Source organism: Aeromonas sp. 602396 (genome assembly GCF_049173735.1).
Taxonomy (GTDB): Bacteria; Pseudomonadota; Gammaproteobacteria; order Enterobacterales; family Aeromonadaceae; genus Aeromonas; species Aeromonas veronii_A.
Map to the genome: position 1 here is coordinate 274,183 of NZ_JAAKSD010000003.1, position 18,244 is coordinate 292,426.

The window sequence follows — 18,244 nt, forward strand, 5'->3', positions numbered from 1 at the left end:
TCGGAAGTGTTTACATCAGAGGAAATAAGGATATGAAAAAGTCTGCACTGACTATGGCCATCTCCAGCTTGCTGCTGGCCAGTGGCGCCCACGCTGCTACCGTTTACAACCAGAACGACACCAAGCTGGATATCGGTGGCCGTGCCCAGGGTGCCTACTACGGCACTGACAACAACAGCGCCGAAGGAGATCAGAGCTACTTCCGTCTGCACGTTGCTGGCGAGACCAAGATCGCTCCCGAGATGAAGGCATTCGGCTTTGCCGAATACAACCTGCCGACCTCCGGTTCTGACAACGATGAACTGCGTTACGCCTATGCCGGCATCCAGCACGATCGCTTCGGTGCCTTCAGTTATGGCCGTCAGGATGGTCTGTTCACCAAGGCCGTAAACAACTATACCGACGTACTGCCCGAATGGGGTGGTGATGGCCTGGGCAAAGATACCGAAGTATTCGGTACCGGCCGTACCAACGGTCTGGCTCAGTACATCTTCAACTACGAAGGTCTGACTCTGGGTGCCCAGTTCACTGGTAACAATAACCCGCAAAATGCTGGCCGCAGCGCCATTGCCGAGTCCTTCAACGGTAACCTCTACAACGGTGAGAGCTGGAACAGCACTGGTTCCAAAGAGGGCTTTGCCTTCTCTGCCAACTATGACTTCGATATGGGTCTGAGCCTGGGCGCTGCATACAACCAGGCCGGCAAAACTGCCGAACAGGCCCGCTACGCAGCCTTTGGCGGCGAGAAAGATGCCAAGCTGATGGGCTTCGGTGCCAAATATGCTGCAGGCGACCTCTATCTGGCGGCAACCTATTCCCACGGTGAGAACCACCTGTTCGTCAACAACGGCTACGCCGAGAAGATGGATGGTTACGAAGCCGTTGCCCAGTACACCATCGGCAAGTTCAAGCCTTCTCTGGCTTACCTGCGCACTGACGTCAAAGATACTGCCCACGGCATTGACGACACCTACACCGAGTACGTATCCATCGGTGCCTGGTACAACTTTACCGAGAACTTCAACGCCTACGTTGACTACAAGCTGAACCTGCTTGACTCTGTTGATGGCAAGTCCACCAACTCTCTGGGCAAGAACACCGACGACGTTGTTGCTGTCGCCCTGCAGTACAACTTCTAAAAGGTTGACTGTCGGTTATACCCTGTGAAACCAATGTCTACTGTTTGAATTTCTTCCGGCCGCTCTGCGGCCGGTTTTTTATTGCGCGTTTTCAGCACCTTGCATATAACTATCGAGCGGATAGCTGTAATTTCAGCCCGTTGGACAAGCAAGGATGCGCAAAGAGGGGAGCAGGGATGACAGAGTTACTCGGAAAACGGTGGGGGCCACTGTGGCCAGTGTTACTGTTGCTGGTGAGCATCGGCTGGAGCGGGAATAGCGCCGCCAGTAGTGAGCGCAACCTCTATCAGCAGCTTGGGCTGGCCGGCAAACTCGACAGACAAACCTTTCAAAAAGCCCTTGTCAGCTATCAAAGCGTACGCAGCAAGCAAAAATCCATCCTGACCATCATTGATTACAGCAAGCCTTCGACTCAGCGCAGGCTGTTCGTCATCGACATGAAACGTCACAAACTGCTTTATCACACCTGGGTAAGCCATGGCCGCAACTCAGGTGAACTAGCCGCAGAGCGCTTTTCCAACCAGCTCAACTCCCGACAAAGCTCCCTCGGCGTCTATCGTACCGCAGAAACCTACTTGGGCAAGCATGGCTACTCCCTGCGGCTGGATGGGCTCAGCCCCGGCAAAAACTGCAATGCCCGCAAACGTGCCATCGTGGTGCATGGCGCCGCCTATGCCAGCCCAAACCATCTGCGCAAATATGACAAACTGGGCCGCAGCTGGGGCTGTCCCGCCCTGCCAAAGGAACAAGCCAGGGCCATCATAGATACCATAAAAGGGGGCAGTGTCATCTACGCCCACGGCTAGCGGGCACAACACCATAAAACACAAGGCCAGCAATCGCTGGCCTTGTTTGTCACGCTCTCACACTAAACGGGACGAGTTATTGGCGCACCACCAGGACCGGGCACGGAGCATGACGCACCACGGATTCGGCAACGCTGCCTACCAGCAGATGGCTGATACCGGAGCGGCCGTGGCTACCCATCACGATCAGCTCAACCTCGTCTTCCTTGGCCTGGATAATGATTTCATCCGCTGCCCTACCAAAGCGAATATCAAACGTTGCCGGAATAGGCAGGGTGGCAATCAGCTCTTTGAGTTGGGCTCTGGCCTGACGCTCCATTTCGTGAGTGATCTCAACGGCTGTCATATGAAGAATTTTGTAACTGTCAAAGCCGTGCAGTTGGTCTACGACATGGATCAGCTTGAGCTGGGCCTCATGGCTCTGCGCCATGAATACGGCATAGTCGAGTACCGCCCGGGACATTTGGGAAAAATCGACAGGACAAAGCAGAGTTTTGATCGATGGCATAATGCAGTCTCCTCTACTGATTGGGGTACTATTGAATCTTGAGTTCATCATAACCATCAGATTGAAAATAACTCTCGACCCTGTCGCAAAATGAACATCAGGGATTTTTTCTGTACGCCGTCGCCATCAATGCCATGGTATAAAGTAGGGTATCAGTGTTTTTTCCTCTGCCCCAGCGAGGCCAGCTCTGACCATGCTACGCATCTGTCTGTTGCTCTGTTGTCTGTTCACTGCGGCGAATTGCCGGGCAGAGTCTATTGACGTTTATTGCGATGATTGGCCCGGTTTTTGTCAAAAGGATGGCAAAGGCCTCTATCTGGATCTGGTGCGAGCCATCTACCAGCCTCACGGCTATCAGGTAACCCCCCATATTGTGCCCTATAAGCGCGCTCTCGCTGTCATTGCAAAAAAAGGGGGAGATATCGCCATGGGGGTATATCGCGATGAAGTATCCGGCGTCCAGCAATCTCGCTATCCGGCATCAGCGGATGACCTGACCGTGTTCATGCTCAAGAAATGGCAACCCCAGTGGCAAGGGGAGAAAAGTCTGGAAGGGCAAACCGTGATATGGCGGCGGGGCTGGGCATTCGACAAGTACATTGCGGTCACCATGCAGTGGCATGAAATTGACAGCGATGAGCTGGCCCTGCAACTGCTTGGTAAAGAGCGATATCGCTTTTACCTCACTGCCGGCGTGCTCTATGTGGATGAGGCTATCCCTCCCGAGCTGCATCGCGTCTTCCTGCGCTGGATCCCGACCTATCCCATTTTTGCCGATACCCAGCAAGGCAACCGGATGTTACAGCTCTGGGATAAGGGAATGGTTGAGTTGATCCGCAGCGGGGGTCTGGCAGAGATCTATAAGCACTATCAGCTCTATGACTACTATCAGGGTTTTATCGAAGAACTGGAACAGAAAGTGGCTGCCAGTCCTGCAGACTGAATGATAACGTTGCGCTAATTACTCTCCCCTCATTCCCTTGGCCAAGCGGTCGTAGAGGATCACATTGACCGAGGCCGCCAGATTCATACAGCCACTGGTCGGCACATAAACCACATCTTTCACCGCGCCATAGAGGGCAGGATCGAGCGTACCATCCTCCGGCCCGAAGATATAAAAAGCGCGTTCCGGATGGACATAGTCGGGGAGCGGTGTAGCGCCGTCGATCAGATCGACCACCACGGGCACGCATCCCTGCGGGATAAACGCCATCAGATCATCCACCCCGAGCAGCGGGATCTTCTCCACCATCTGCTTAGTATCAGTGGCAAAGCGGCGCGCCAGCTCGAAGCGGTTGCCGGTGTAGTAGACCTCGTCCACCCCGTAACAACCCGCAGCCCGCATCACGGAACCGACATTTTCCGGGGACTTGGGATTGACCAACCCCACGCAGCAGAATGCACTCTTTTCCATCATCTCTCCTCATCTTGCGACGGCCATTATAAGCCGTTGCAGGGCCACCGACCCGTTAAAAGTCCCCTCCCCGGCTAAACCGCTTGCCAACCCAGCTTTGAATGTCGATTTTTTGTGCGCAAGCCGACAAATTTTGTACAAGCCGATAGCCAGCAAACGTTTCCCAGCAATAATGGACAAACGTTTGTAAATGGATGTTTGTCTATGACTGAGCGTGAACAAGAGATCCTAGCCCTGCTGCGTCAGGATCCCATGATTGCCCAGCAGGATCTGGCCGATCGCCTCGGCATCAGCCGCTCCGCGCTGGCCAGCCACATCTCCAGCCTGATCCGGCAGGGATATGTGCAAGGCAGAGGTTATGTACTGCGAGAAGGCCCCTACGTAGTGGTGATCGGCGGTGCCAATATGGATATTTGTGGCACCAGCCATGACAACCTGCTGCTCGGCGACTCCAACCCGGGCAAGGTGCGCACCTCGGCAGGTGGTGTTGGCCGCAATATCGCCGAGAATCTGGCGCGGCTCGGCAGCGACACCCGGCTGCTTACAGCGGTCGGCAACGACCAGTATGGTCATCATCTGCTGGAGGTAAGCCAGCGGGCCGGCGTCGATGTGCGCCAGACCCTGGTGCTCGATGGCCACACTACCTCTTGCTACCTCAGCCTGCATGATGGCAGCGGCGAAATGAGCTGCGCCATCAACGACATGGCCATCATAGAGCAGCTCACCCCTGCCCGCCTGACCCCGCTCGGTGGCTTTCTCGGCGGTGCCCGGCTTTGGGTGCTCGACACCAATCTGGCCATCCACACCCTCGACTGGCTGTTCGAGCGGCAGGGAGAGCACGCCATCTTTGTCGATACCGTTTCGGTGGCCAAGGTGGAGAAGATCCGCCCCTGGCTCGGCAAGATCCACACCCTCAAACCCAATCGCAGTGAAGCCGAGCAGTTGTGCGGCATGACCATCGCCGGGCCCGAAACCTGGCCCATGGTGGCCGCCTGGTTCCACCTCGCCGGGGTCAAGCGACTGTTCCTCAGTCTGGGTGAACAGGGGATCTTTTACAGCGATGGCGAGCAACAGGGCCACCTGCCTGTGCTGGGTAGTCCGGTGCTCAACGTCACCGGCGGCGGGGATGCCTTTATGGCTGGCCTCGCCCACGCCTGGCTGCAAGAGCTCGACATTGCCCAAACCACCCGCTTTGCCTTGGGCTGCGCCGCCCTCACCGTCAATTGTTCCGATACCGTTTTTTCCGGTCTGAGCAAGACCGCCGTTGACCGCATACTGGAGGAGTACTCATGCTGAACGCTTACCTCGATATCCAACCGGAAGTGGCTGCCGCGCTAGCTGCTGGCAAACCGGTGGTTGCCCTCGAATCCACCATCATCTCCCACGGCATGCCCTATCCGCAGAACGTGGAGACGGCCCGTCAGGTGGAGCAGGTGGTGCGCGATAACGGATCCATTCCAGCCACCATCGCCATCCTCGATGGCCGCCTCAAGGTGGGACTGGATGCCGGTGCGCTGGAGGCCCTCGGTCGGGCTGGCCATGCGGTTACCAAGTGCAGCCGCCGCGACATTCCGTTCGTGCTGGCACGCAAGGGGATGGGGGCCACCACGGTCGCCTCGACCATGATCATCGCCGCCATGGCGGGGATCCGGGTCTTTGCCACCGGCGGGATCGGCGGGGTACATCGCGGCGCGCAGGAGACCTTCGATATCTCGGCCGATCTGCAGGAGCTGGCACAAACGCCGGTAGCCGTAGTCTGTGCCGGTGCCAAGTCGATCCTCGATATCGGGCTGACCCTGGAGTATCTGGAGACCCAGGGGGTACCGGTGATCGGCTATCAAACCGAGGAGCTGCCCGCCTTCTACACCCGCGAGAGCGGCTTCAAGGTCGATTATCGCCTCGATACCCCGGCAGCCATCGCCGAGGCGTTGCGCCTCAAGTGGGAGCTGGGACTGGCGGGCGGCGCCGTGGTGGCCAACCCCATCCCGAGCGCACACGCCATGCCAAAAGCCGATATCGACGCAGCCATTGCCCAAGCGCTGCGTGAAGCCGATGAGCAGGGGATCAAGGGCAAGGCCTCAACCCCCTTCCTGCTGGCTCGCGTCTGCGAGCTGACTGGCGGCAACTCGCTGGCGGCCAACATCCAGCTGGTACTGAACAACGCGGCCCTCGGTGCCCGGATCGCTGCCAGCCTGTGATCGCACGCCGATACCTCGCCATGTAAAAGAGGGCCTCGCGGCCCTCTTGTTGTTTTTGCTATCTGCAGCGCTATTGCAACGCTGTGTTATTGCAGTACCACGCGCCCATTGAGTGGCTGCACCGGCCGGTTGTTGGGGTGGTGCATCACCGCCTTGAATGCGTCGATCTGGGTCTGACTGACCTCAACCGGCTGCTTCATCACCAGCCAGCGCACTCCTTCCGAGCAGGGGGGCGTAGTAAGGGAACCGCTGAAGCGATAGTAGTCATGGCTTTCCGGCAGCAGTTGCTCAGCAGAGAGCGGCGCCTTGAGGGCCTGGATCTCCCCCACCTTGGCAGGTAATGCACTCCAAGCTGCCGCCAGCGCAGGATTGGCCTTGCCAGCCTCGAACATCACCGCCACCACGGCGATCTCTTCCTTGTCACTGACGTGCACCAGATGCCCTTCCAGCGGATAGGATTTGCCCTCGATGAGGTTTTCACTCGGGGCGTGGAAGTGGAACTGCTTGAGCTCAAACCTGGTGCCATCGAGTTGCAAAATGCTGCCCGGGGCATAACCGACCTGCACGGTATGACCATTGTTGACCACTGTGTTGCCACCCGCCTGATAGTGGAGTACCAGCGGGGCCAGTTTGGCCTCGACCAATCCGTTCAGGTCAACCGGCGACTGATTGCTACCCGCACACTGGCCAAACTCAGGGGTCAGCTTGGCCCAGTGGGCAGGCCCCACCTCACCGCTATATTCCCAATGGGGGGTGGCAGCAAACACGACAGGGCACAGCAACAGGGAGCAGGCCAACAGAGACTTTCTCATCATACATCCTTATCTTGATTGAAAAGCACGACCATCCCCTCCCCCGGATAGCGGGGCATGCAGAGATGGCATATCTGATACGCGGGATACAGAGCATCGGAGCGACTTTCTAATGGTAATGAGCACGGGCTGGTCAATCGGTTTGACCGCGGCTCAATACAGAGTCGTTTGGCAAGTATATGGTGAGGGATCGGCAGAGACAGTGAAAGAGGGGGAAATTAATCAGTCGGCTATCCACTCCTCCACTGGCAGGTGCGGGACAAGGTTCAGGGTGTCACGCTTTCATAACAACCATCCATCACAACCATCGCGGGAGTACGGGCTCCCGCGATGGTTGCCGATAACGGCAATTAACGGTCGCGATTCAGGGCGATCAGACGATCAAGAATCGCTTCACCATCGGCACGCAAACCGTTGTGCTCATACTCATTGGTGATCCAGGCGCGACTGTTGCCAAGCCCACGCAGGGTCTCACGACTGTAATCAAACTCCACATACATATCCTCGGCATAAACGGCGCATGCTACCGGCACCTGGTTGCGGGCCAGTTGGGCCGGATTATAGAGCGCCCCCCAGTCCGCCTTGTTGGCCAGCAGATGAGCCGCCTCTTTCAGGGGCAGCAACTCGCGGAACTGCTCGAACAACCAGGGGTAAACCATCTCGCCGGTGAAGGCGAAATCCTTGCCGGGCGCCCAGTTCACCGCAGGAAACTCCCCTCTGACCCGATCTGCCGCCCAGCGAGTCGCCTCCCCTTCGGCGTAGATAGCCTCGTGCAGGATGGCAAACAGCGGATTGGTATTGAATGGCTGCATACTCTGCACCTGATAGAGAAAGGCCGGGCTCAGCTTGTCACCGATAAAGGCCTCCTCCAGCAGGTAATAAAGCTCCTCAAAGGCACCCGTAGCACCGAGATCCAGTCCTTGCTGCTGGAACTGCTCCACCGTCAGGCGCTGACCGTTGGGCAGCCGCACATCGTGCTGGTGCAGATGGTTGGCCAGCCGGTTGGCAATCCCCTGAGCGTGGGGGAAGCGGGCGAAGAAGGCGCGGTTCTTGTCGGCCACCCGCTGGTAGGTGGCGCGGTAAACCTCCTCGGCACTGCGGCCGATCGGCGCGATACCGCCGGTGATATAGACCTCCCGCAGACTGTCAGGGAAAAACGAGAGATAGGTCAGGCAGCAAAAGCCGCCAAAGCTTTGCCCCAGCAGGCTCCAGCGATGCTTGGGGCTGAGCTCCTGCCGGATGAACTCGGCATCTTGCACTATGCTGTCGGCGCGAAAATGGCTGAGATACTCCGCCTGCTCGGTCGGTGTCATTTTGGCCAGAATATGCCCATGGATGGGGCTCGACATCCCGGTGCCACGCTGATCCAGCAGCAGCACTCTGAACTCCTGCAACGCCCGCTTGAGCCAACCACTGTTAGCCGTCGGGCGCGGCGCCCCGAATCCCGGCCCCCCTTGCAAAAACAGCAGCCAGGGCAACTTCTCATCGAGCTTGTCTTTACGGCAGAGGGTACGGGCAAACAGGGTAATGCTGTCACCATCCGGCTCATCATGATCGAGGGGAACGGTAAAAAAGTGCGGCTCGCAATGAATGCCGTCCAGTACATAGCTCAAGGGGCTGCTCATCTGGGATCTCTCCGTCAGGATGGGAACATCATTGATCCCATCATATCCCCGCCCTGCCTTGGGGTCACTCAGGTTTTCCAAAATGTTAACAATGGCTTAAAGGTCGAAACATCACCCGACAAGCCGCTCTTCAACGGTGCTGAATTGATTGTTTTGCGAGGGAGATTGACGCCATGGCGCCATTCAACAAAGATGGTTCGCCTGTACAGGAGTGCAGCCATTCAGGCCGACAAAATAGATAAGGGAATGTGATGAAACCGAAGTGGATCAGGGCCAGAAAAAGAGAGAAGAAGCCATGCCCTGGCAGCATGCTGCAGACCGGAATGCTGCTGTTCAGTGCCACCTGTGGCGCAACGCTCTTTTTGGCAGCATGCAACAGCAACTAGAAATGAAAAAGCCCGCTCGATTGAGCGGGCTTTTCGAATTTGGCTCCTCCTACTGGACTTGAACCAGTGACATACGGATTAACAGTCCGCCGTTCTACCGACTGAACTAAGGAGGAATTGTGGTGCCCAGAGACGGAATCGAACCGCCGACACGGGGATTTTCAATCCCCTGCTCTACCGACTGAGCTATCTGGGCAACGGCGCGCATTAAACCCTTTCCAGCGCAGGGTGTCAACCATGATGGCACGATAAAAAGCACGTTCGCTCAACAACTGAACGCAATGAACGGTTATTAGCCGTTTCGGAGCAGAAATCTGCCTAACCGTGACCCGCCTCATATATGAATGATCACCAAACCGCGGGAAATCACGGCCTCTATAGCTTTGCCACATTGAGCCGAATCCACTCTGCGAGTATGCTTTGCCGCAATGATACCGCCTGGAGGCAACATGAGTCTGAATATGCAAGAGTGGCGTGAAGAGACCACCGAGATCGTCAACGAACTGCTGGCCGATGGCAGCAATCCCGATGCGGATTACGACATCGAGCACCACTTCGCCTGCCAGGATTTCGACCGTCTGGAAAAAGCAGCGGTTGACCTGTTCAAGGCCGGTTTTGAAGTGACCGATGCCGAAGAGATGGAACTGGATGACGGCGCCACCATCTTCTGCTTCGATGCCACCATCGAGTGCAAGCTGAATGTCGAAGCGATCGTTGCCGATATCGCCAAGATGCTGCCCATCCTGGAAAAATATGGGGTGGACTACGATGGCTGGGGCACCTACTTCCAGGATTGATCCCTGCCACAAACAGAGAGGCCACCTGCGGGTGGCCTCTCTGTTATTGCAGACTGTCACAAATAACTGGCGGCAAACTGCTCGGGCGACAACGGGGGGCTGAACAGATAACCCTGTAGCCGATCACACCCCGCCTGGGTCAGCCACAACTGTTGCTCGACGGTTTCCACCCCTTCTGCAGTAATGCAGATCCCCAGCTCATGGCCAAGTCCGATGACCGATCTCACGATGGCGGTGGTGGCACTGTTGCTGACCAACCCCTGGGTGAAGCTGCGATCCAGCTTGAGCGTGGCGACCTTGAGCCTTGGCAGATAGGCCAGCGAGCAATACCCAGTACCGAAATCATCGATGGCCAGTTGAAAACCGGCGGCGATCAGGTTATCCAGGTTGGTCTCGATCTCATCGGCATTCTCCATCAAGACTCCTTCAGTGATCTCCAGCTCCAGCTGGCCTGCATTCAGACCATGACGTGCAATGCAGCCCTGCACCAGCTTGCAGAGCGCCGGATCACGAAACTGCAACGGCGAAAGGTTGATGGAGAGTACCATATCCGGCTGATCGGTTTGCCACTGGGCCAACTGAGCACACCCCAACTCCAGCATCAGCTGACCAAGTTGGCCGATGATCCCCATCTCTTCGGCCAGTGGAATAAATTCTTCCGGCGAGATCATGCCAAATTCAGGATGCGGCCAGCGGCAAAGCAATTCTGCACCACAAAGCAGATGGGTTGTGCTGCTGATAATGGGTTGGTAGACGGCAACGAGCTGGGATGACTTGATGGCGAGCGGTAACTGGGCGGCGATCAGTTGACGCCGCTTGAGCCGGGCGTGCAGCGCCGGATCAAACAGAGTGCAGTACTGCTGCTGCCGCTTGCCCTGCGCCAGCGCCGCTTCAGCATGGCTGAGCAACCGCTCGGCATCGCTTGCCCGCCCCTGAGCCAGCCCCAGAAACACCGGGATCTGGATACGATGCTCTTCCACCTGATAGTACTCCATCAACTGCTGCTGCAGATGCTGGTTCCATTCCTGCAACGGCTCGTTGAAATCGGGGAGTAACAGACAGAAGTCATCGGCAGCCACCCGGCAGAGCAAGGTTCGCGGCGGAACCAATTGCTGTAGTCGCTTGGCCACCTGGCTCAGCAGGCGATCGGCAATCCGGATCCCGAAGCGATCGTTAACCTCACGAAAGTGGTGCAGATCGACCAGCACCAGTGTGGCGCTGCGGCACCCCAAATGGCGGCTGGTCTGCAAGAAACGGGAGAGTTTGAGCAGCCCGGTGAGGCTGTCGTAGTGCTGCTCCTGCTGCAACTGTGCCTGAGTGGTGCGCAAGCCAGTGATATCGCGCCCCAGCGTCAGGATCCCGAGGGAGTGACCATCCCCATCGGGGACATCGACCCGGGTGATCTCCATATGCCGTCCCTGCCCTCTGGCATCCAGCAGACAACATTCGCCGTGGCCCATCCCTTGGGGTGCCGCCAGCCGGAACGGCAGCTGCTGACCCAGCACCTCATCCGCCCCCTGACCAATAAAGTCGAGAAACGCCTGGTTGCACTCCAGCAACACACCGTTGTGATCATCGAAACGGATCAGGTCAGGGATGGCATCGAGCAGAAAACGCTGCAACACCTGCTGTTTTTTGACCGTCTGTTCCAGGTGCTTGCGCTGGGCAATCTCGTTGACCATTCCGAATACGGCATATGGCTCACCCTGAGCCGTGTAAAGCGGGATCTTGTGCACCTCCATCCAGCAGGTCTCACCACCCCGATTACAGTGCAACTGTTGATGAAGCAAGGGAACGCCCCCCGTCAGCAACTGCGCGTCCTCGGTACGAAATACATCGCCCCATGGCATCTCTGCATCACTCTTGCCGACCACCTCGGCGGGTGAACCCAGCTTGGCCTCAATGGCAAATTCACGATTGGCAAACAGGTAGCGACCATGCCTATCACGACAGAAGATACTCATTGGCAACTGGTCGATGATCTGCTGAAGCAGATCCGGGGTAAGCATGTTGGTCACAGGGGCGCTTATGGAGGAATTTCGAGCAAATCTATGATAGCAAACCAATTTTGTAAAGCACCCCCGGTAACCCCTCCGTTTACACCGATGCAGCACGCATGCTGACAGAGGTTGTCGCTCAGGTGATAATAGGCACCGGTTGGCCAATGGCCTGATAAATGGACGAGAGAAGCAAGATGAAAAAGATGATGGGGTGCGCATTGGCGCTGCTGCTGGCAGGTTGTGCTGGCGACAATAACGGTGGTGAGGAGTATCGCTACAACCCGCCGGTCGCCAAGGCGACCAACAATACCCAGGAGATGGCGATCCCGGTGGATCTGGTGTGGGCTCGCGCCGAAAAGTGGTTCACCGACCACGGCCTCACCATCGAAAACAGTCAGCGCGGTGCCGGCCTGATGACCGCCAATGTCAACCAGTCGGCCGACGGACTTGAGTGGCTGGACTGTGGCACCATGGGTTCCAAAGTAGCACTGGGCAACCCTGACCTGCAGATCAACCTGATCATCACCCAGAGCGGCAACAGCAGCGTGGCCACCGTCAACGTCAAAGGCAACACCGAGCTGTTCTTTGTGGAATCCTCAGGCGAGCGCGTATCAGCCCCGTCCATCAAGCCGGTCTGCGTCTCCCGCGGCACCCTTGAGCAGAGCCTGTTTGCCACACTCGGCAACTAATTTCGCCTCCCTGCCAAGATAAAAAAAGCGGCAGATTGCTCTGCCGCTTTTTTACTGTCCCGAGTTGGGCTTACTTGTCGATATCGAGCATGTTGTTGGTCAACATGTAATCGATCACTTGGTTGGCAGTAGTACCTGCCCCCCCCGTCAGACTATCGAAAGTATGGTTCATCAGCACTATTTCCTGAGTCACCGACGCAGTACTGCTCTCCTTGACCTGTAGATGTACCCCTTCATTGTCCTGGAACACCGACAGCAGGCTCTTCAGATCGTTCTGGTTACGAGAACCGTCGTGATCCAACAGGTCGCTCAGATCCAGCTTGTCACCTTCCGCCTTGGAGAAGTCGACCACGTAATCCTTGGCAACGCTGCCTGCGGCGGTATCGCCCTGCAGCCAGGTGAAGGTATCGGCACCGCTATCCCCCTTGAGAATGTCATTGCCAAGCCCGCCAACCAGGATGTCATTGCCCAGACCACCGATCAGGTTATCGTCGCCAATACCACCAAACAGGGTATCGTTGCCGCTGCCACCGTACAGGGTATCGTTGCCGCTCTCGCCATACAGGGTGTCGTTGCCGGCACCACCGAACAGGATGTCGTTGCCGGCACCACCGAACAGGAAGTCATCGCCACCCTGACCGAACAGGATGTCGTTGCCATCCCCGCCAATCAGCACGTCCGCCTTGTCATTGCTGGAGGACTGATCGAACTCGCTGGCATGGTCCGTGATGTAGTCATGGACCTGGGCATCGGTCACCGAGCCTGCGCCCAGCTTGCCGGCCACATACTGCTTGATGGCCGCGTAGCCTTCACCGTTGATACCGGCGAAGTGGATGGCATCCCCGAACAGGATGTCGTCGCCAGCACCGCCGTCGATCCGGTCACTGCCCGGCAGGTTATTCACCGAGGTGCCCAAGATGGCGTTGGCCAAATCGCTGGCGTTGACGCCGGTCATGATGACGCCGTCAGAGTCATAGGACTTGAGATCGTTGTAGGAGATGTTGGCCCCCAGTCCGATCGCTTCTACCGTAACCCCCATCCCAGTAAGCAGCCCAAAACCTGCTACCGAGTTATTGATAGTTGAGCTGGAGGTAGTGCCGCCATCACCATCCAGTGTTGAGTAGGTATATCCCCCCCTACCATCCGGACGCATAAAACCGATCGGGTTGCTGTATCTACCATCGGCATACACTCGGCCAGCGCTGTCGATGATGGTGTAGCCATTGGAGCTATATACCCGACCCGGAATATAGGTGCCACCAAGCAGACTGTTGAGATAGACGTCATAGCTGCTACCTGAGAAATTCAATACCCTCGGGTTGGAGCCTTCGTTACCGAGGTAATAAGTTGGCTGACCATCGGTAATGAAATAGGACAGATTCTTGGCATTACTGTTACTTTGAGCCGTAGAACTACTGAACCAGTTAGCGACCGTCTTGAACACATCTTCATAGTTGGTCCCCCCTCCGCTACTCATGGAATCGATTACAGCCTGCAGCTGATTCAAGGCATTGCTGTCTTTCAGGTTCACACTAATACTGGCATTCGACAGAGCATCAAAGTCAACCAGCATGATGTTGACTGTACCAGCCCCTTCGCTACCTGCGCTCGCTTTGAGGCTGGCGAAGATCTGTGCCAACTGGCTCTTGATGGTGTTCATGGCGCTGGTGCCGATACTGCCCGAGCTGTCGACCATAAAGGCGATGTTGTAGTTCTGGCCCGGCAGTACCACGCTGCCATCCAGATCCCCGACCACGATATTGTGCTCGTTGCCATAGGTGCGGTTCTGATCGCCCGGCTCCCCTTCGGTGGAAAGGAAGTAGCTCATGCGGATCGAATCCTGATCCGATGCACTGCTGGTCTGATCGGTCGCCACTTCCTTGGCAATGGCTTCTACCTTGAGGTCGAACTGGCCGGCACTGCTGCCCGGCACCCGCAGGGTCAGACCGGTCAGTTTGACGTCCAACGCGCTCTGGTTCCACAGACCGGTCAGCGTCAGCGTGCCATCGGCCCCCACGGTACCTAGCACGGTGGAGCCCTGATAGAGGGTCGACCCCGTCGGCATGCCGGTCAGCACCAGGCTGTCGAACTGCTCGCTACCATCACGGTCGGTCAGGGAAGCAGTGATCTCGAGCGGGTAATCCACCACACTCGGCTGTACCGCCGTCAGGGTGCCGTCGGTCTGGTTGAACTGGTAAATGCCGTCATCAAACTGCACCAACTCGATGTCGTAGAGCGACTTGCTGATGGTGACGCCGTTCTCCTTCACCAGGAAGTTGAAACCGCCGTCACTTCTGCGCTCGATGACATAGTTGGCACGCGAGCCCATCAGTACGGCCAGGTCGGTACCGGCGCCGCCAAACAGGGTGTCGCCACCCAATCCGGCCACCAGGATATCGTTGCCGGTACCGCCGTCGAGGGTGTCACCTGAGGTGGAGTTGCCACCGACCAGCACGTCATTGCCAGCACCGCCGACGAAGTAATCGCCGCCGCCCTTCACGCTGACGATATAGTCATTGCCGTTGCCGCCCACCACTTGATCCTGACTGGTGGTGCTGTCGGTCAGACTATTGGTGATGCCAAAGTTGCCCTTGTTGAAGTTGCTGCTCTGGAACGCCCCGGTGGAGATGCCGGACGACGGGTACTGGGTATAAAGCGGGACGCCGTTGCCGGTCAGGCTGATGTCGACCACCGGCTTGTCCGCGACCGCCGTGATATCGATCACCAGCTTGCCTGAGTTACTCAGGTTGGCACCATCGCTGATCTGGTAACCCAGAGTGGCGTAGTCCCCTTGCTGGTTGCCCGTCGTCGTACCGCCACCATTGAGGGCATTGCTGCTGGATTCATTGAGACTAGGCACAAAGCGCAGATGGCCGCTGTCGATATCGGCGTAGGAGACAAGATCCCCCACCTTCACTGCAATCCACTGACCAGCAGCGTTCAGGTATTCCAGCTTGCCGCTCAGCGGCAGGGTGTTGATCTGCACGCTCAGGTCAGAAGCGGCCTGATCATCGCTGGCACCAAACTGGGCCCACTTCAGCACCAGTGGCGCGTCCTCCTTGCCGGCACTGTAGCCACCCGTGGTCACCGGCGCCCGATCGTTGTCCACTATGGTGCCGGTCCCGCTCTGCCCACCGATGGTCACCGAGAGGGTCTCGTTCGTTTCGACCAAGCGATCGTTCACCGTCGGGATGGTCACAGTAAAGTCCGACACGCCGGCTGGTACCGTGATCTTGCCGGTAGTGCTGTTATAGGTCACACCATTGCTGAACTGGGCATTGCCCCAATCCTGGTTGGAGGCGGGGTTGTTGCCCGAACCACGAATGGCGAAATCGTATTCAGTCGCTTCCTGGGTTGCATCTGACAGGGTGACTTTGTGCAGCAGATTGCCCCCTTCGGTTACGCTCTCGCTGGAGACTCCCTGAACCAGCGGCGTGAAGAGAGGCTTGGTTGCAAAGGAGCCAATGCTGGCGTCGCCGTCACCATCCACCACCCGGACCTGGAAGTCGATGTCGCCATCACCCAGAGGTTTGGACATGCGCTGATACTGGAAGAACTCCCACTTGCCTGTGGCCGGCGTAAACTCCAGCTTGAAGATGAGGTTGCCGTCCGCATCCTCCCCGACCAGGGTATTAGCGCCGCTGGCGGTGATGGCGATGGCAGAACCGGAAGCCGTTCGCAGACCATTTTCGAAGGTTGCCGGGTCCATTACCAGCCCGATGGAGCCCTTGCCATCCGCCCCCCACTGCGGGGTCACGGTGCCAGAACCATAGGCAATTGCCTGCGCCGTGTTGGAACCGAGGAACTCGATGCTCTGTACGGTGAAGTCGCTGTTGTCGGAGGTATTGGTGCTGCCGTTGTTGGTCGCCTTGATCACCATGGTATCAAAGCCACCCTGCTGCACCTGGAAGTTCTGGTTGAACTCCCCACCCGATGCGTTGGAGTTGAATACCAGGGTACTGATCAGTACACCACCGCGATAGAACTCCACGACCCCGCTCTCCAGCTCGCCGCCAAACATCTTGCTGAACTTGATGTTGGCGCCGTAGGCAACCTTGCCCGCATCCAGCCTGACGATCAGCTGCTCGGAGGCGGACGATCCGTCGGCAAAGTGACGGAAGTCAATCTCGTTGGCGAGGTTGTGGTAAGGCGCAGCTCCGCTGGCCACGCCCAGCCCCGAGCTGGAACCGTTGACCACCGCCGTTACCAGTGAGGAGTCTGTTGCCGACTTGAAGCCCAGGGCGCTGATAGTAAAGCCCGCCATGTTCAGAGTGCTCTGGTTGCCACTGTACTTGGTCAGGTCAAAGAGCCCGGTCAGCACGTTCGGAATATCGGTCTTCACCACGGAAACGGCATCGTTGTTGTCAGCAATGGGGGAGTCGTCCTCAACGCTGACATCCAGCTTGTCCTTGGTGACGCCGCTGCCATCGGAGACCTCCACATCCAGCTGGAACGACAACTTGTCTTCCGAGGTCGTATCCCCGTGGTCGAGGGGACCTTTGAGGGTCACGTCATAGGTCCACTCACCCTTTCCACTGGCATTGGGTGCCGTCAGCTTGACCTCGACCACAGCCTTGTAATCGGCGCCGCCAATCACCCCTGTGTAGCCAACCAGCGTCTTGCTGCCCGCATCCCAGCTCCACTGGACCTTTGCCCCACCGGACGTCAGCCCGGCCGGTCCATTCAGGGAAATGTTGAGTGTGCTGCTGTCGATGTCGCCCACCGAGAGGGTACCGGACGCCTTGATGGCATTGGTGGTATCCGGATTGCCGACCGTGTCGGCAATGCCGTTTGCCAACCCCTCTTCAGAGACGACAACCCCGTTGGAGATGGTCAGCGTCGGCAGATCGTTGACCGCATCCACCTTGATGGTCACGGTTGCGGGACTCGCATCCACGGCGCCGTCGTTGTCTACCGCCGCATAGTTGAAGCTGGTGTTGCCGTTCCAGTTCGTATTCGGTGTGAAGGTGAGGTTGCCGGCGTCCGCTACCGCAATGCTCTGATCCACTGTCACCGCAACCCCGTTCAGATAGAGGATGCCGTTGGCAGGCAGGCTCTTGATGGTGAAACTCACCACGTTGCCATCAATGTCGCTGCCACTGAGGGTCGGAATGGCGATGCTGGCTGCATCTTCCTGGCCGTTTGCCTGCTTGTTCGCCGTCTCCGGCGCTTCATTCAGGATCTGCGCGTTGTCGCTGCCCGGCTGTGAGACGTTGCCCGCCTTGTCGGTCTGGGTCGCCGTCACCGTCAGCGACTTGCCGTTGGCCGGGGTCGTTTCCGTCCAGCTGATGGTGCCGTTCTGATAGCCGTAGCTCTTGCCATTGCTTGACAGCAGGGTGCCATCGGCCTTGAGCGTCAATTGGACAGTGCTGTTCACCCCGCCATTGTTGATAGTCAGCGTCACCTTGCCGCCCGCAACCAGGTCTGCGTGATTGATCCCGGCACGTACCTGGATCTGATCATTGCCAATCTCGGCCTTGGTCAGCATTTGGTCATTATTCGTGTCATCAACGATGGTCACGGTCGGTGCTGAGGAAGCTACGCTGTCCAGGATCGCCTCTTCCTTGTCGCTCGCCGGGTTGCCCGCCTGGTCGGTCACGTCCGCCTTCACGGTGAACTTGCCATCCGCCAGGCCGCTGGCGCCCAGGTCTACGGTGGTGCTGAACTTGCCGCCGCTCACGGTCGCCTCGAAGGTCACCGACTTGCCGTTCACGTCGGTCACGGTCAGGGTGACCTTCTGGCCATCTTCCACGTTGCTGGTCGTGCCCTTGAGCTCGACCGCCTTGGCTTCCGCCACCGACAGGTTGCCATCGCCAATCGCCGCCAGGTCGATGCCCGGCAGGTCAGCGTTGTCGCTGTCCAGGATCGCC

13 protein-coding genes and 2 tRNA genes are annotated in these 18,244 nt (G+C 57.7%); 7 read left to right on the forward strand and 8 right to left on the reverse strand.

Annotated elements, in window-relative coordinates:
* Positions 1–32: 32 nt before the first annotated feature.
* Together G5229_RS06805 and G5229_RS06810 are read left to right on the forward strand one after the other, a co-directional pair.
* The gene (locus tag G5229_RS06805; protein ID WP_216952975.1) at positions 33–1,139 is read left to right on the forward strand and encodes a porin; all 1,107 of its coding nucleotides are present in this window, start codon (positions 33–35) and stop codon (positions 1,137–1,139) included.
* A 176-nt stretch (positions 1,140–1,315) separates the two neighbouring features.
* On the forward strand, positions 1,316–1,945 hold the full coding sequence (locus G5229_RS06810; RefSeq protein WP_216952974.1) for a murein L,D-transpeptidase catalytic domain family protein: 630 nt from the start codon (positions 1,316–1,318) through the stop codon (positions 1,943–1,945).
* A 76-nt stretch (positions 1,946–2,021) separates the two neighbouring features.
* Here the strand turns inward: G5229_RS06810 and G5229_RS06815 are convergent, their stop codons facing one another.
* Positions 2,022–2,453, reverse strand: coding sequence for a universal stress protein (locus G5229_RS06815; RefSeq protein ID WP_216952973.1), 432 nt, complete (start codon positions 2,451–2,453; stop codon positions 2,022–2,024).
* Between the two features lie 193 nt (positions 2,454–2,646).
* Between G5229_RS06815 and G5229_RS06820 the strand changes: the two genes are divergently transcribed.
* Entirely contained in the window at positions 2,647–3,396 is a 750-nt protein-coding gene (locus G5229_RS06820; protein WP_216961110.1) for a substrate-binding periplasmic protein, read from the forward strand.
* An 18-nt stretch (positions 3,397–3,414) separates the two neighbouring features.
* Here G5229_RS06820 and G5229_RS06825 read toward each other — a convergent pair whose 3' ends face one another.
* Positions 3,415–3,867, reverse strand: coding sequence for an RNA methyltransferase (locus tag G5229_RS06825; protein WP_216954310.1), 453 nt, complete (start codon positions 3,865–3,867; stop codon positions 3,415–3,417).
* 204 nt (positions 3,868–4,071) lie between these two features.
* Here G5229_RS06825 and G5229_RS06830 point away from each other — a divergent pair, with 204 nt between their 5' ends.
* Together G5229_RS06830 and G5229_RS06835 are read left to right on the forward strand one after the other, a co-directional pair.
* On the forward strand, positions 4,072–5,163 hold the full coding sequence (locus G5229_RS06830; RefSeq protein ID WP_421208848.1) for a PfkB family carbohydrate kinase: 1,092 nt from the start codon (positions 4,072–4,074) through the stop codon (positions 5,161–5,163).
* Positions 5,157–6,065 (forward strand): pseudouridine-5'-phosphate glycosidase, encoded by a 909-nt coding sequence (locus tag G5229_RS06835; RefSeq protein ID WP_421208849.1) that lies wholly within the window; start codon positions 5,157–5,159, stop codon positions 6,063–6,065. Before G5229_RS06830 ends, G5229_RS06835 begins: the two co-directional genes overlap by 7 nt.
* A gap of 86 nt (positions 6,066–6,151) precedes the next feature.
* Here G5229_RS06835 and G5229_RS06840 read toward each other — a convergent pair whose 3' ends face one another.
* From G5229_RS06840 to G5229_RS06855, 4 genes are all read right to left on the reverse strand, one after another.
* Positions 6,152–6,877, reverse strand: a complete 726-nt coding sequence (locus G5229_RS06840) for a carbonic anhydrase (RefSeq protein WP_421208853.1) — start codon at positions 6,875–6,877, stop codon at positions 6,152–6,154.
* Positions 6,878–7,227: 350 nt separating this feature from the next.
* A complete protein-coding gene (locus G5229_RS06845; protein WP_421208850.1) occupies positions 7,228–8,502 on the reverse strand; it encodes an alpha/beta fold hydrolase in 1,275 nt (424 codons plus the stop codon).
* A 426-nt stretch (positions 8,503–8,928) separates the two neighbouring features.
* Positions 8,929–9,004, reverse strand: a tRNA-Asn gene (locus tag G5229_RS06850).
* 4 nt (positions 9,005–9,008) lie between these two features.
* Positions 9,009–9,084, reverse strand: a tRNA-Phe gene (locus tag G5229_RS06855).
* Between the two features lie 265 nt (positions 9,085–9,349).
* Between G5229_RS06855 and rraB the strand changes: the two genes are divergently transcribed.
* Entirely contained in the window at positions 9,350–9,685 is a 336-nt protein-coding gene (gene rraB / locus G5229_RS06860) for a ribonuclease E inhibitor RraB (protein ID WP_033114697.1), read from the forward strand.
* A gap of 56 nt (positions 9,686–9,741) precedes the next feature.
* Here rraB and G5229_RS06865 read toward each other — a convergent pair whose 3' ends face one another.
* The gene (locus G5229_RS06865) at positions 9,742–11,694 is read right to left on the reverse strand and encodes an EAL and GGDEF domain-containing protein (RefSeq protein WP_421205251.1); all 1,953 of its coding nucleotides are present in this window, start codon (positions 11,692–11,694) and stop codon (positions 9,742–9,744) included.
* Between the two features lie 185 nt (positions 11,695–11,879).
* Here G5229_RS06865 and G5229_RS06870 point away from each other — a divergent pair, with 185 nt between their 5' ends.
* Complete coding sequence (locus G5229_RS06870) at positions 11,880–12,374, forward strand: hypothetical protein (protein ID WP_216952967.1); 495 nt, start codon at positions 11,880–11,882, stop codon at positions 12,372–12,374.
* Positions 12,375–12,444: 70 nt separating this feature from the next.
* On the opposite strand, the gene G5229_RS06875 is transcribed toward G5229_RS06870, so the two are convergent.
* A partial coding sequence (locus tag G5229_RS06875) for a type I secretion C-terminal target domain-containing protein (RefSeq protein WP_421208851.1) occupies positions 12,445–18,244 on the reverse strand: 5,800 nt, incomplete at its 5' end.